11 protein-coding genes are annotated in these 16,055 nt (G+C 41.0%); 9 read left to right on the top strand and 2 right to left on the bottom strand.

The genetic code is table 11. The features are described from left to right. Positions 1-8: 8 nt before the first annotated feature. The 4 genes from DX873_RS03295 (at position 9) to DX873_RS03280 (ending at position 5,944) form a co-directional block, all read left to right on the top strand. Positions 9-2,414, top strand: coding sequence for a 3-hydroxyacyl-CoA dehydrogenase/enoyl-CoA hydratase family protein (locus DX873_RS03295; protein WP_116183092.1), 2,406 nt, complete (start codon positions 9-11; stop codon positions 2,412-2,414). Between the two features lie 40 nt (positions 2,415-2,454). Continuing rightward, entirely contained in the window at positions 2,455-2,829 is a 375-nt protein-coding gene (locus DX873_RS03290) for a four helix bundle protein (protein ID WP_116183091.1), read from the top strand. A 20-nt stretch (positions 2,830-2,849) separates the two neighbouring features. After that, entirely contained in the window at positions 2,850-4,040 is a 1,191-nt protein-coding gene (locus tag DX873_RS03285) for an acetyl-CoA C-acyltransferase (RefSeq protein ID WP_116183090.1), read from the top strand. Between the two features lie 92 nt (positions 4,041-4,132). Next, positions 4,133-5,944 carry an acyl-CoA dehydrogenase family protein gene (locus DX873_RS03280; RefSeq protein WP_116183089.1) on the top strand — a complete coding sequence of 604 codons (1,812 nt, stop codon included), beginning with the start codon at positions 4,133-4,135 and terminating at the stop codon, positions 5,942-5,944. A gap of 59 nt (positions 5,945-6,003) precedes the next feature. On the opposite strand, the gene DX873_RS03275 is transcribed toward DX873_RS03280, so the two are convergent. Beyond that, positions 6,004-7,215 carry a hypothetical protein gene (locus tag DX873_RS03275; RefSeq protein ID WP_116183088.1) on the bottom strand — a complete coding sequence of 404 codons (1,212 nt, stop codon included), beginning with the start codon at positions 7,213-7,215 and terminating at the stop codon, positions 6,004-6,006. Positions 7,216-7,432: 217 nt separating this feature from the next. Between DX873_RS03275 and DX873_RS03270 the strand changes: the two genes are divergently transcribed. After that, a complete protein-coding gene (locus DX873_RS03270) occupies positions 7,433-8,881 on the top strand; it encodes a pyridoxal phosphate-dependent decarboxylase family protein (RefSeq protein WP_116183087.1) in 1,449 nt (482 codons plus the stop codon). On the opposite strand, the gene DX873_RS03265 is transcribed toward DX873_RS03270, so the two are convergent. Further along, positions 8,871-10,673: a glycoside hydrolase family 15 protein gene (locus DX873_RS03265; protein ID WP_116183086.1), complete on the bottom strand. Its 1,803-nt coding sequence runs from the start codon at positions 10,671-10,673 to the stop codon at positions 8,871-8,873. The genes DX873_RS03270 and DX873_RS03265 overlap by 11 nt on opposite strands. 102 nt (positions 10,674-10,775) lie before the next feature. Between DX873_RS03265 and DX873_RS03260 the strand changes: the two genes are divergently transcribed. From DX873_RS03260 to DX873_RS03245, 4 genes are read left to right on the top strand one after another with little or no spacing between them, the layout of a single operon-like run. Beyond that, the gene (locus DX873_RS03260) at positions 10,776-12,980 is read left to right on the top strand and encodes a bifunctional alpha,alpha-trehalose-phosphate synthase (UDP-forming)/trehalose-phosphatase (RefSeq protein ID WP_116183085.1); all 2,205 of its coding nucleotides are present in this window, start codon (positions 10,776-10,778) and stop codon (positions 12,978-12,980) included. A 2-nt stretch (positions 12,981-12,982) separates the two neighbouring features. Further along, positions 12,983-14,167: a nuclear transport factor 2 family protein gene (locus DX873_RS03255; RefSeq protein WP_116183084.1), complete on the top strand. Its 1,185-nt coding sequence runs from the start codon at positions 12,983-12,985 to the stop codon at positions 14,165-14,167. Between the two features lie 39 nt (positions 14,168-14,206). Further along, complete coding sequence (locus tag DX873_RS03250) at positions 14,207-14,710, top strand: VOC family protein (protein WP_116183083.1); 504 nt, start codon at positions 14,207-14,209, stop codon at positions 14,708-14,710. Positions 14,711-14,719: 9 nt separating this feature from the next. After that, positions 14,720-16,054, top strand: a complete 1,335-nt coding sequence (locus tag DX873_RS03245; RefSeq protein WP_116183082.1) for a M28 family metallopeptidase — start codon at positions 14,720-14,722, stop codon at positions 16,052-16,054. Position 16,055: the final 1 nt, after the last annotated feature.

Here is a 16,055-nt window from a genome sequence, read left to right as displayed (position 1 = left end):
TTTCATAAATGAAAAGGCATATCAATAAAGTTGCCGTTGTCGGTTCCGGTATTATGGGAAGTGGCATTGCCTGTCACTTTGCCAATATTGGGGTCGAGGTTTTACTGCTGGATATTGTTCCAAGGGAACTCAATGAAAAAGAAAAGGCCAAAGGACTTACCCTTGAGGACAAAGTGGTCAGAAACCGCTTGGTGAACGATTCCCTGACTGCAGCTTTAAAATCAAAACCCTCTCCTATCTACCACAAGAAATTTGCGAGTCGCATTGCAACTGGAAACTTGGACGATGATATCTCTAAGGTAAGCAAGGTTGATTGGATCATTGAGGTGGTCGTGGAGCGTTTGGACATCAAAAAACAAGTGTTCGAAAATCTGGACAAACACCGAACTCCTGGAACATTGATTACTTCCAACACTTCTGGGATTCCCATTAAATTTATGAGTGAAGGAAGAAGTGAGGATTTCCAAAAACATTTTTGCGGAACGCACTTTTTTAATCCTGCTAGATATTTAAAGTTATTCGAGATCATCCCTGGTCCAAATACATCTAAAGATGTACTGGACTTTTTGAACGGGTACGGAGAGCAATATTTAGGGAAGACGTCAGTAGTTGCTAAGGACACCCCTGCATTTATTGGTAACCGAATAGGAATTTTCAGCATTCAAAGTCTGTTTCATGCCGTAAAGGATTTGGGTATGACCGTGGAAGAAGTGGACAAGCTCACCGGGCCGGTAATCGGTAGACCAAAGTCTGCTACTTTCCGCACAGTGGATGTTGTTGGTTTGGACACTTTGGTGCATGTTGCCAATGGAATTAGTGAGAATTGCAAGGACGATGAGCGCCATGAATTATTCCAACTCCCTGATTTCATCAATACCATGATGGAAAATAAATGGCTGGGTAGCAAATCCGGACAAGGATTCTATAAAAAAGTCAAAGGAGACAATGGAAAAAGTGAAATCCTGACTTTGGATTTGGACACCATGGATTATCGTTCCAAGAAAAGCGCCAAATTCGCCACTTTGGAGTTGACAAAGACCATTGACAAGGTCATTGACCGTTTTTCAGTATTGACTGCCGGAAAGGACAAAGCCGGGGAATTTTACAGGAAGAGTTTTGGAGCTTTATTTGCCTATGTTACCCATCGTATTCCAGAAATTACGGATGAACTCTATAAAATAGATGATGCCATGAAGGCCGGATTTGGCTGGGAACACGGTCCATTTCAAATTTGGGATGCTGTTGGTTTGGAAAAAGGATTGGAGTTCATCAAAGCGGAAGGATTGGAAGTCGCTTCTTGGGTTACAGAAATGAAAGATGCTGGAATTGACACCTTCTATTCCGTAAAAGATGGGGCTACCTATTTTTATGACATCCCTAAAAAGGCCATGGAAAAGGTACCAGGACAAGATGCCTTTATCATCCTGGACAACATCAGAAAATCCAATGAAGTCTTCAAAAATAGTGGCGTGGTCATTGAAGATTTGGGCGATGGAATCCTTAACGTGGAATTCCAGTCCAAAATGAACACCATTGGTGGAGATGTTTTGGCCGGACTCAACAAAGGAATTGATTTAGCCGAAAAAGATTTTCAAGGTTTGGTTGTAGGTAACCAAGCTGCCAATTTCTCAGTGGGCGCCAATATCGGAATGATTTTCATGATGTCTGTGGAACAGGAATATGATGAGCTCAACATGGCCATTAAATATTTCCAAGACACGATGATGCGCATGCGTTATTCGTCAATTCCAACCATTTCTGCCCCACACGGCATGTGTTTGGGCGGAGGATGCGAATTGTCCATGCATGCCGATAAAGTTGTGGCCGCTGCCGAAACCTATATAGGTTTAGTGGAGTTTGGAGTCGGTGTGATTCCAGGTGGTGGTGGCTCCAAGGAAATGGCGCTTCGTGCTTCAGATACCTTCAGAAAAAATGATGTGGAGCTCAACGTGCTTCAAGAATATTTCTTGACCATTGGGATGGCAAAAGTATCCACTTCGGCCTATGAAGCTTTTGATTTAGGCATCCTTCAAAAAGGAAAAGATGTAGTGGTTGTCAATAAAGACCGACAAATAGCTACAGCGAAGGCACATGCTAAATTAATGGCAGAAGCTGGGTACACCAAACCACCTAAAAGAAAGGACGTCAAAGTATTGGGCAAACAAGCATTGGGCATGTTCCTAGTAGGGACTGATTCCATGGAAGCTGGGCAATATATTTCGGAACATGATAAAAAAATGGCCAATAAACTGGCCTACGTTATGGCAGGTGGAGATTTGTCCGAAGCCAGTTACGTTACCGAGCAATATCTATTGGATTTGGAAAGGGAAGCATTCCTTTCACTATGTACAGAAAGAAAAACATTGGAACGTATCCAACATATGTTGAAAACAGGTAAACCACTTCGCAACTAGGTTACCATAGAATTGAGACATTAGACATAAGTAGTTAGACATGCATAAAGTAGATGATTTAAAAATATGGCAAAAATCAATTGAATTGACCAAAGCTATTTATCTGCTTGTCTCTGAGTTGCCAAAGGATGAACAGTATGGGTTAATATCGCAAATGAAGAGATGTTCAATCTCAATACCATCAAATATTGCTGAGGGAGCAGGTAGAAATTCCCAAAAAGAATTCAAACACTTTTTAAGCATTGCAAATGGTTCAACCTATGAGTTACAGACCCAACTGATTTTGTCCATGGAATTAAATCTAATTAAAAAAGAAAGAGTACAAACCTTAATTGAGTTGTGTGTTGAAATTCAAAAAATGAATTATAGTCTTCAAAAGTCATTAATGAAAACTGAACTAACTACTCAATACTAAAATCTAGCATCTATTTCAAAATGAAAACAGCATATATCGTAAAAGCATACAGAACTGCAGTAGGAAAAGCTCCTCGAGGCCTGTTCAGATTCAAAAGACCAGACGAACTGGCAGCAGAGACCATTGAGCACATGATGAAGGAAGTACCTCAATTGGACAAAAAGCGCATTGATGATGTCATCGTCGGAAATGCCATGCCAGAAGCCGAACAAGGACTGAACATGGCTAGATTAATTTCTCTCATGGGATTGAACATCGAAGATGTTCCCGGCGTAACCGTTAACCGTTATTGCGCGTCTGGATTGGAGACCATTGGAATCGCAACTGCAAAAATTCAATCTGGAATGGCCGATTGTATTATCGCTGGAGGTTCAGAAAGTATGAGCTTCATTCCAATGGGAGGTTATAAGCCCACCCCCGATTATGCTACGGCCAAAGAAGGTCACGAAGATTATTATTGGGGAATGGGATTAACTGCTGAAGCAGTGGCAAAACAATTCAAGGTTTCCAGGGAAGATCAGGATGTTTTCGCCTACAATTCCCATATGAAAGCCTTAAAAGCCTTGGAAGAAGATAGATTTCAAGAGCAGATTGTTCCCATCGAGGTTGAACACACCTTTGTAAATCCGTCAGGAAAAAAGGAGACCAAAACCTATACGGTAAACAAGGATGAAGGACCAAGAAAAGGCACCAATATTCCTACTTTGAACAAATTGAGGCCTGTTTTTGCCGCTGATGGCAGCGTAACCGCAGGAAACTCTTCCCAAATGAGTGATGGTGCGGCTTTTGTTCTTGTAATGAGCGAGGAAATGGTAAAAGAATTGAACCTTGAACCTATTGCCCGCTTGGTGAACTATGCGGCTGCTGGCGTTGAACCTAGAATAATGGGAATCGGTCCGGTAAAAGCCATCCCAAAAGCACTGAAGCAAGCCGGAATGAAACAAAATGACATTGAACTTATTGAACTGAACGAAGCCTTTGCTTCGCAATCACTAGCGGTGATGCGCGAACTGGATTTGAACCAGGACATTGTTAATGTAAATGGAGGTGCCATTGCTTTGGGACACCCTTTAGGGTGTACTGGAGCAAAATTGTCCGTGCAACTTTTTGATGAGATGCGTAAACGTGACATGAAAGGCAAATACGGAATGGTAACCATGTGCGTCGGAACAGGACAGGGCGCAGCTGGTATTTATGAATTTTTAAACTAAATGAGATATAAGAATTCAGTATTGAGATATGAGATATTCTTTAAAAAAATCTGAACTCAATACTCACTACTAATTACTAAACACTTAACATTATGAGTACCGAAACCCTAAATAAAGATATACTTCGAGGTGGTCAGTTTTTGGTAAAAGAAACCAATTGCGAAGACGTATTTACCCTGGAGGACCTCAATGAGGAGCAAAAGATGATGCGCGAAAGCACCAAGGAATATGTAGACCGTGAACTTTGGGCGCATTGGGAACGTTTTGAGAAAAAGGATTATGCTTATACCGAAGAGTGCATGCGCAAAGCCGGTGAACTTGGTCTTCTTAGTGTAGCAGTACCAGAAGCCTACGGTGGAATGGGAATGGGTTTTGTGTCCACCATGCTGGTATGCGACTACATTTCTGGTGCAACCGGTTCTTTTAGTACAGCATTTGGTGCACATACAGGAATCGGAACGATGCCCATTACTTTGTACGGTACAGAGGAGCAAAAGCAAAAGTATGTTCCCAAATTGGCCTCTGGTGAATGGTTCGGTGCCTATTGTTTGACAGAACCAGGAGCTGGCTCTGATGCTAATTCAGGAAAAACCAAAGCCGTTTTGTCTAAAGATGGAAAGCATTACAATATCACCGGGCAAAAAATGTGGATTTCCAATGCGGGATTCTGCAACCTCTTTATTGTTTTTGCGCGAATCGAAGACGACAAAAACATTACTGGGTTCATTGTAGAAAATGACCCAGAGAACGGCATCACCCTAGGTGATGAGGAAAAGAAATTGGGTATTCACTCCTCCTCTACCCGACAAGTTTTCTTCAATGAGACCAAAGTTCCTGTTGAAAACATGCTTTCTGAAAGGGGCAACGGGTTCAAGATTGCCATGAACGCCCTGAATGTGGGTAGGATAAAGCTGGCCGCCGCCTGTTTGGAAGCACAAAGGAGGGTAATAACCGAGGCAACCAAATATGCAAACGAACGCATTCAGTTCAAGACCCCGATTATGAACTTTGGGGCCATAAAGGCAAAAATTGCGGATATGACCACCAATGCGTATGTGGATGAATCGGCCTGCTATCGCGCAGCAAAAAATATTGAGGATAGAATTGCTATTCGTGAATCCGAGGGCAATTCGCATCAAGAAGCAGAGCTTAAAGGTGTTGAAGAATATGCCATTGAGTGTTCCATCCTGAAAGTGGCGGTTTCAGAACATGTACAGGACACCACAGATGAGGGAATCCAGATTTTTGGTGGAATGGGCTTTAGTGCAGATACACCCATGGAATCTGCCTGGAGGGATGCCCGTATCGCTAGGATCTATGAGGGAACCAATGAAATCAACCGAATGTTGGCCGTGGGTATGTTGGTCAAAAAAGCCATGAAAGGCCATGTGGACCTTCTAGGGCCTGCCACAGCAGTAGGTGAGGAATTAATGGGAATTCCTTCTTTTGACACACCTGATTTTTCTGAACTTTTCTCTGAAGAAAAGGATTTAGTGGCCCGCTTGAAAAAAGTCTTCCTAATGGTTGCTGGAAGTGCTGTTCAAAAGTTTGGTCCGGATTTGGAAAATCACCAGATGCTATTAATGTCGGCAGCAGATATCTTGATTCAGATTTACTTGGCCGAATCTGCCATTCTTCGTACAGAAAAAAATGCAAAACGTTTCGGTGAAGAAGCTCAGGTCTCTCAAATAGCCATGTCCAAATTAAATTTGTACAGAGCGGTAGATATCATCAACCAAAAAGGAAAAGAAGCGATTGTTTCCTTTGCTGAGGGAGATGAACAACGAATGATGCTCATGGGGCTTAAGCGTTTTACGAAATACACAAACCAACCCAATGTCGTGGCACTACGCACACAAATTGCAGATAAAGTAGCCGCGGATAACGGGTATACCTTTGACTAATTCAAATAATGCTGAGACGAAGCTGATTTGGAAACCGCTCCTTTTAGGAGCGGTTTTTTTTATAGTTTGACTCCAACCGAGACTACAAATCTCTTCAAATTGTTGGGGCTATCCAAGTCGTTACGTAAAATACTACCCCCTACAAAATATGTTGTGTTTAGATAATATTTTTGGTCTATTGAAAGTCCAACCCCTCCGAAACCTCCAAAATTGAAGGAACGAATCTCGTACACCGATCTGCGAAACTCAGAATTAGGATTGAAGTTTTTTGTAGTATTATGGTCCAAAGTGGCGCCAAACTGCATAAAAACACTAAGGTTATTGCTAAAAAACATATAGTGCCTTCCACCAAAATTATTTACAATTTGGCTTAGCTCAATGTCCCCTACCTCTAGCTCCACATTGTTTAAAGTTGTTTTCCCTTTTGCCTTATATGAAGCATACTGAGAAGATAAAAATACGGACCATTTGTTGTTACCAAAAGGTAAAATAGCTTCGAGTTCAAGCCCTACGGTAGGGCTAACCTTATTTTCAAAATCAATGTCTCTAATAGAACTTGGGTCGAAACCGTAGTTGGCAACTCCTCCAAATACAATCAAACCTAATTTTGTTTTGGTTTTGAAAGACGCTTTGTCAATCTCCTTTCCTTCATGCAAGGGATCAACACATTTGTTATAGGACAAAATATATGAAACCAGGGATTTTCGTGTATATGCTGTTTTCTGGATATCCTCAACGGTACCACAGTTCAGATGTTCCAACAATTGTCTGCGATAGATATTGTTTTCTTTTATATCGTTGGAATTCACCCTGATATATTGCTTATAGAGCAATATGATAGGGGTTTGCTTGTCCTCTGTTGTAAATAGTACAAAGTTTCGCTCATTTTCATCGTAATACTCATAAAGCGAAGCTTTTCCAGTAATAATCTCTTTTACAAAAACTTCGCGGTCCACCAACTTGGGAGTTGCCTCAATTCCTTTGTCCGTAGTCAAAGCAGTGGTAATGGGGAACTCGCCAGAGACCCGGTGATAATACGGCCCGTTATATACCTGAAATCCTTTGGAGTTTTCAACACTAAAAGACCTCTCATCTCCATTTTCATTCAATTTGTATTGAATCTCCTTAGGGTTGTTGAGCCACCTTAAATTTTTGATAAGGCATTCTACCTTATTGTTTTGATTATCTATAAAATATCCTTTTTCAAATTTTGTTTGGGAAAACATCCCGAGTGTAGAAAATAAAAGTACAAGTGAGGTTAGTTTTTTCATGTAGTTGGCATTTTTATACAATTGCCTAAAATAGCCAATTCTACATCTAATGAGTCACAAACGCGCACCTTTTTTACGAAAATTCCTTCACCTTGAACGGCAATTCTCTTTGCATCAAATCAGCGTACATTGAGAGACACAATCCAAGGTTTCCATAGGAGTTGTAGTTTTCAAGGATAAATTTTGAAGCCTTGATCAGAGCACATAACTTTATCCTATGGATAAGACATTACTTCACTCTCTATACAACAGTCACCGTTTTAAAACCGAAGGATATAAAATCGTAGACCTGCTAGCCAACCATCTGGAAGGCACTATCTCTGGTAAAAATGAAAAAACAATCAATTGGAACAGTCCGGAGAACGAGCTCGATTTTTGGAAGGATTTTCTTCAAAATGGAACAAAAGATGACTTTTATTCTGAAGTCCTGAAAAGAACCACCCATACGCATAATCCAAAATACGTCGGGCACCAAGTAGCTCCCCCAGCTCCCATAACAGCTCTTACTGCAATGATTGGTTCTATGCTGAACAACGGCATGGCCGTCTATGAGATGGGCATGGCCCCAACCGGTATCGAACGCACCGTAACCGATTTGTTGGCAAAAAAAATAGGATATCACAACAAGTCTAGAGGAATTTTGACCTCAGGAGGAACCTTGGCCAATCTTACGGCCCTATTGTCTGCTAGAAAAGCCGTTGCCGAAGAAGATGTGTGGAACAATGGCTACACCCAACCCCTAGGTATCATGGTGAGCGAAGAGGCCCATTACTGCATAGAAAGGGCTGCCAAGATCATGGGTTTAGGTGAACAGGGGATCATCAAAATCCCGGTGACGAATGGGTATGCCATGGATACTTCAAAATTGGAAGAATACTATCAGGGAGCTTTAGACAGAGGCACCAAGGTATTTGCCATAGTTGGAAGCGCACCTTCAACGGCTACCGGTATTTATGATGATCTAGAGGCGATTGGAGACTTTGCCAAAAAAAAGAAACTTTGGTTTCATGTTGACGGAGCGCATGGTGGAGCTGCCATTTTTTCTAAAAAATATAGCCACCTATTAAATGGAATTGCCAACTCCGATTCTGTAGTGATAGATGGCCATAAAATGATGATGATGCCCATAATCACCACAGCTTTAATCTACAAGGATGGGAGGCATTCACACACTACATTTACTCAACAGGCTGATTACCTATTGACCAATGTGGATGAAGAAGACTGGTACAATGGGGGAAAAAGAACCTTTGAATGCACCAAATCCATGATGAGCTTACATTGGTACATTCTCCTTAAGTTTTATGGTGAAGAGGTTTTTAACCAAAACGTAACGACGCTGTTCGATCTTGCCAAGGGTTTTGCACACCTGCTCAAGACAGATTCTGACTTTGAGCTGGCCATAGAACCAGTATCTAACATTCTATGCTTTAGATATTTGGCTCCAAATCTTTCCTTGGAGCAACTGAACACACTTAACCAATCGATAAGACAGGAGTTGTTGGAAGATGGCGAATTTTATTTGGTTCAGACCAAACTAAAAGGTGTCCATTATTTACGGACCACCCTGATGAACCCTTTTACCACAATGGAACATTTATCTATGCTCTTGAAGAAAATCAAAACCATTGGGGAAAAACATTTATCAACCAAAATCAGCCAATAGATTCCAAAATCTTTTCCTCGCTCTTCTTTTTAGAAAAATTGATAGCACATTCTATTAGCGCCAAATGGGAATACGCCTGCGGGAAGTTGCCCAACAACCGTTTGGTTTTAAAGTCGATATCCTCACTAAAAAGACCTAGATGATTACTGTAGCTCAGCAAACGCTCAAAATAGGCTAATGCCTTTTCTTCTTCCCCTATTTTAAAGAGGCTGTTGATGAACCAAAAAGTACAAATGGTGAAGGATGATGAAGGTAGTCCAAAATCATCTTCATTCTTATACCGATACAACAAGCCATCATTGCTAAGGTTTTCCTCAATGGCTCGTACCGTACTAACATATTTGGGGTCCTTAGCATGGATAAAGCCGTAAGACTCCATAAGAAGCACGGATGCATCCAAATGTTTAGAACCATAAGATTGCACAAATGCATTGATCTCACTGTTCCAAGCATTCTCATGGATATCCTTTTTAATTTCTTGTTCCAGAGCGGTCCATTTTTCAATCTTTCGGTGTTTCCCGAACATTTTGGCCACCTTAATGGCTCGATCCAGAGCTACCCAGCATAGCACCTTTGAGAAGGTGAAATGTCGATCCTCTCCACGGAATTCCCAAATACCTTTATCTGGTTCCATCCAGTGTTTTCCTACTATCCACACAATACCTTTGGTAATGCTCCACAATTCTTCTCCATTTTCAATATCGTTGCTAAACTTGGCCAATTGCTCATAGATAACATCCATTAAGATGCCATAGATATCATTCTGACGTTGTTTATAAGCCGCATTACCTATTCTTACAGGTTTGGAACCTTTATAACCTTCCAGATGGTCCAAAGTATGTTCCGTAAGGGTCTTTTCCTTGTTGATGCCATACATGATTTGAAGTTTCTCATCCTTGTCTGGCATCAAATCAATTATGAATTGCAAATAGCGCTTTGCAGAGTTTTTATGTCCAAGTTCAGAAACCACCTTGATTACCATGGAGGCATCTCGAATCCAGCAGAACCGATAGTCCCAATTTCGTACCTCCCCAATGGTCTCTGGCAAGGATGTTGTAGCCGCCGCCAACACTGCTCCGGTTCTGTCATAGGTCAACATTTTTAGGGTTATTGCGCTACGGATGATCTCGTTGTTGAATTGTCGGTATGTAGGGGTTTTGTCCACCCAGTCCAACCAGTAAACCTTTGTCCTTTCAAGTTCCAAGGCCATTTTGTTCGTAGTAGGCTTCAGAATCTTTTCGTTATAGCAAATGGAGAAAAACCCATCCTCTTTAAGAACTATCTCCCCTCCATCCATAACCGTGTTCTTGTTAAAAGATGTGTAGAGAAATAAGGTGTCAAACTTTGATTTTTTGGTAAGGCTGACCACAAAATTTGCCTTTACGTGATGGTCGGTTTGTCCTAGACCATATTCAAGTTTGGGATTATAAATGGCCCTGAATCTTGGTGCTCCGGAAATATGCTTCACATAGCGTACAATTTCGGGGGGAGCATTGTATTTTCCATTGTTGAGTTTAAGATGTCGTGGCATAAAATCATGAACCTCAAAGATGTCTTCGTCCTTGGCGTACCGCGTAACCAATATAGCCGTGTTCTTATGATAATGCTGATGAATGGAATAGTCTTCCTCCACTTTTATTTCAAAGCTTCCTCCATTGTTTTCATCCAATAATTTTGCAAATACCGAAGTAGAATCAAATTGTGGCAAACAGCACCAGTCCAAAGAACCGGTTTTTGATATTAAGGCCGCACTTCTACAATTACCGATAATTCCATAATCCAAGTTCTCCATAAATCAAATATCCATAAAAGGTTTTCAATCAATTGGTTTTGCGCCCGAATTTCACGAATTTTAAAAAAACTTAAAAGTAAAACCCTTTAAAAGCATTCTTTTATGGGCAAAACTATCATAATCTCAAATAGACTACCCATTCAATTGCAAATTAGCAATGGAAATATCGATGCCATACCAAGTGTTGGCGGTTTGGCTACGGGAATGAAATCAGTGCACAGTGGTAATGAAAGCCTGTGGGTGGGTTGGTCCGGACTTACCCAAGAGGATACCCCTCCCGAGCTTGAGAAGGATATTGATGAAGCCCTCGAAAAGAATGGCTGTGCAAAGGTCAATTTATCGGCAGAAGAGGTGGAAGGGTTCTATTTCGGATTTAGCAATAGAACCATATGGCCGTTGTTCCATTATTTCTTGGAGTACTCTGAATTTGAACTTGATTTTTGGAATACATATCGGGAAGTAAACAGAAAATTTGCCGATGCAATCATAGAAAAATCAAGTGAAGATGACGTTATCTGGGTGCACGATTATCAGCTCATGCTGGTACCACAAATGGTACGCGAAAAAAGACCAAATACTTCCATTGGTTTCTTTCTACATATTCCGTTTCCCTCTTATGAAATTTTCAGGACACTACCTTGGCGTGAAGAAGTTTTGCAAGGTCTTTTGGGCTCTGACCTTATCGGTTTCCATACCTATGATTACGAGCGGCATTTTTTGAGTTCCGTAAGAAGACTTCTGGGGTTGGAGGTGAGTTTCAATGACATTTATTTGGACAACCGTGTGATTAAGGTAGATTCTTTTCCCATGGGCATTGATTACAAAAAGTTCAAGACCGCAGCTCAGGACCATGAGCAGAACAAGAATACCCATAAAAGCGATCTTCAAAAAAGACTCGATAGCCATAAAGCATCTGCCCCGGACACCAAATTGATTTTGTCCATCGACCGCTTGGATTACAGTAAGGGCATCGCAAAAAGAATAAACGCATTTGAGTACTTTCTCAACAAATACCCTGAATACAAGGAAAAGGTTAGGCTCATCATACTTGCAGTTCCCTCTAGGTCCAACGTGCCCCAGTACCAATTGCTCAAGAGAGAAATCGATGAACTTGTGGGCCGAATAAACGGAGAATTGGCAACCGTAAACTGGACTCCTATCTGGTACTTTTATCGCTCTTTGCCATTTGAAAACCTCATAGACCTATATACATCTAGTGACATTGCCTGGCTTACACCTTTGCGGGACGGAATGAACTTGGTAGCCAAAGAATATATTGCCACAAGAACGGATAAGACCGGAGTGTTGATCTTAAGTGAAATGGCCGGTTCTGCTTATGAAATGAATGAAGCCTTGTTGATCAATCCCAATAATTTTGAAGAACAGGCCGATACCCTGAAAAGGGCCATAACCATGCCCGAAGAAGAGCAGAAATCTCGCAACACCTTTCTTCAAAATAGGCTGGAACGCTATAATGTGGAGGTATGGGCCAATGAATTTATGAACGCCCTAAAACAAAAAAAGGAAGGTGGGGACGACTTTATCTCCCAAAAACTATCCAAGGATATTTTGCAGGACATTGATAAAAAATACACCAAAGCCAAAAAACGTCTACTGTTCCTAGACTACGATGGTACCCTGGTAGGATTTCACAAAGACCCTCAAAAAGCGTCACCCGATGACGAACTCTACAGTCTTTTGGACCAACTGCAACAACAAGAAAACACTACCCTATTTTTGATAAGTGGACGTGATAAACAGACTTTTGGAAGATGGTTTCTTCCAAAAAAGTACAACATGATCGTGGAACATGGGGTGTGGATTTCTACTGACGGAGATGATTTCAAATTGCTGGAAAAAGTAAAAGACGAATGGATGGAGAAAATAAGACCCGTTTTGGAATCTTTTGTGGACAGGACACCTGGGTCGTTTGTTGAAGAAAAAAATTATTCCCTGGCGTGGCATTACCGGAATACCGACCCCGACTTTGGTGAAAAAAGAGCCAATGAACTGAACACCGTACTCACCAGCCTTATTGGCAATGATGACATTAGTGTACTCAATGGAAACAAAGTAATGGAGGTTAAAAGCAGCAATGTTAACAAAGGTAGGGCTGCCGTAAGAATGTTAGGAGAAGATAGTTATGATTTTGTTATGGCCATTGGAGATGACTGGACCGACGAATTCATGTTCCAGGAACTCCCGGACTCTGCCATTACCATAAAAGTCGGTCTCAAAAAAACCCAGGCCAAATACCATGTGGAAAACACAAAAAGGGTTCGTGAACTTTTAAAACGCTTTGCCTAACCATGACACATCGGCTATTCTTTCTTTTTTGGTTCCTTGGAACCACGCTATTAATTGGACAAACAAATACAGAGGTCTATCTTTTTGATTTGGACATCCAAAATGGTGAACCCACACTTTCAAATCCAAAAAACATCTCAAACAACGAAGGGTATGACAATCAGCCTTCATTTTGGGACGATAACACACTGTTGTTTTCTTCGACTCGCGCTGGTCAAACAGATATTCTGAAGTTCAACATCAATAAGGGAAGTACCTCTTCTTGGATTTCTGACACCCCTTCTGGAAGCGAATATTCCCCATTGAGAATTCCCGAAAAAAATGCAGTTTCAGCTATTAGATTGGACTTGGATGGGCTACAACTACTTTATGAATATGACCTCCGCACGGGAGATTCCAAACCATTGGCAGAATTGAAAATTGGATACCATGTTTGGTACAATGACCACATTCTGGTTTCATCGGTATTGAAGGAAAACAGGTTGGATTTGGTGGTAAGCAATCTCAAGGACAATACCCATCGTACCTTGGAAAAAAATGTAGGAAGGTCGCTTCACAAAATTCCCGGAACCGATTTAATCAGTTTTATCAGTAAGGAAAACAATATTTGGCAGGTAAAGTCAATTGATCCCATTTCCGGAGATTCCGAAAGAATTGCGAACACGTATAACAATGAAGAGGATATATGTTGGTTGAATGAAAGCGTAATTTTAACTGGCTCCGGCAAATCCCTTTTTATGTTTGACGTGGAATCTGGCGTAGCCTGGGAACAAGTAATGCGATTTGAACAGGAAGAAATCAATAATATCACCAGAATCGCTGTAAATTCAAGCCATACCAGATTGGCATTTGTAGCGGATGAATCACCAAAGGTGATTGTCCAGAAACAATTGGATGCCTATAACGCAAGAGATATTGACGCATTCATGGATACTTACTCGGATGATATAAAACTATACAATTTTCCCAACGACTTAATCTCCGAAGGAAAAGATAAAATGAGAGAGCAATACGAATCCTTTTTTGAGACTACTCCAGACCTTCATTGCCAGATAAAGAATCGTATTGTTATTGGAAATAAGGTTATTGACGAAGAATTTGTCACTATCAATGGTGCTCAAATTAATGCTGTGGCCGTTTATGAGGTCCAAAATGGAAAAATAATCAAGGTTACTTTTATAGATTGACCCGATTTGCTACTTTAAAGAAATCAAAACCCTTAAACTATGAAGCATACTATTCTTAGTATTTTATTTTTAACATTGTCCATTACTGTTGGTAGGACACAGACCGAATATGCCAATCCCTCCATATCCATTGGAATAATTGTTTCAGATATCGAAACCTCTTTGGACTTTTATACCAAAATCATGGGAATGAAGGAAACAGGAGGTTTTAGTATTGATGAAACCTTCGGTAAAAGATCTGGATTGAGCGGTGGCACTCCTTTTGATGTGAAAATAATGAAAGTAGTGGACGACCCCAATGCCACAGAATTGAAACTGGTTGCCTTCGGCAATGAAAAAACCGCTCCGGACAAACATATCCAAGATCGGAATGGAATGCAATACACCACTTATTTCATAAAGTCAACAGATAAAATCCTAAAGCGATTAAAAGAGAACAATGTTCCATTACTTGGTGAAACTCCAATAAATTTGTCCGATGGAAGAACTTTTATTCTTTTTCAGGATCCAGACGGAGTATTTATAGAAGTTATTGGCAACTAAATCTTATACATGAAGAAATTTTACGCTTTTTTGGTGATATCATTGTTCACCGCCACTCTATTTTCTCAAACCGAAAGCCGATTATACGAAATTATAGAAGCTGTATCTGCTGACAGAATTGAAAAAGATGTCACTACTTTGGTCAGTTTTGGTACCAGGCACACACTGAGTGACACAATCTCACAAACACGGGGTATTGGTGCCGCAAGAAGATGGATCAAATCCAAGTTCGATAAGATTTCCTCCGATTGCAACAATTGTCTTGATGTATTTTATCAAAAAGACCTTGTAAAAAAAGGTGATGGAAGACGAATAGTAAAAGACGTTTGGGTGGTCAACGTACTAGCGGTTCAAAGAGGAACCAAGTTCCCGAACAGGTTTATCATTATGAGTGGGGATATCGATTCACGCGTAAGTGACCCCAATAACTTTACTTCCGATTCTCCAGGGGCCAATGACAATGCCAGTGGTATGGCCGGTGCAATTGAAGCTGCAAGGGTACTTTCCAAATATCAATTTGAAAGTAGCATTATCTACGTTGGACTTTCCGGGGAAGAGCAAGGACTTTATGGCGGTAAGGGATTGGCAGCATATGCCAAGGAAAAAGGTTGGGATATTGTTGGGGTTCTAAATAATGATATGATTGGAAATATAAAAGGAGTGGATGGAGTTATCAGCAATCGCGATTTCCGAATATTCTCCGAGCCGGTGCCTCCCACCGAAACTGAAGACCAAAGAAGAGCTAGACGATTTTATGGTGGAGAAGTAGATGGAATTTCGCGCCAACTTGCCAGATATGTCCATAAAACCACAAAAACCTATATGCCCGAGATGAACCCGATGCTCATTTATCGTTTAGATAGATTTGGTCGTGGTGGTCATCACAGACCATTTAATGATGCTGGTTTTGCCGGCATTAGAATCATGGAGGCACATGAAAACTATACCCAACAGCATCAAGATATCCGTGTAGAAGATGGAATCGCCTACGGCGATGTTCTGGAACATGTGAATTTTGATTACGCCAAAAAACTTACCGCGGTCAATGCCATTTCCCTTGCTTCAATTGCTTGGGCTCCCCCTGCCCCATCAACTGTTGAAATTGGTGGAATCGTTGAGCCTTCGGCTAAATTAAAATGGAATAAAGTGGATGGAGCCACGGGTTATAAAATCTATTGGAGGGATACCACCTCACCAACTTGGGACCACTATAAATATGTTGGTGATGTAACCGAGCACACCTTGCACGGCATTGTAATAGACAATTACCTTTTTGGGGTAGCTTCCGTTGGCAAAGATGGTCATGAAAGCCCTGTGGTCTTTCCTAACAAAGTATTTAGATAGT

Source organism: Flagellimonas nanhaiensis, assembly GCF_003382275.1.
Taxonomy (GTDB): domain Bacteria; phylum Bacteroidota; class Bacteroidia; order Flavobacteriales; family Flavobacteriaceae; genus Flagellimonas; species Flagellimonas nanhaiensis.
This window is presented reverse-complemented; position numbering and strand designations above follow the sequence as displayed.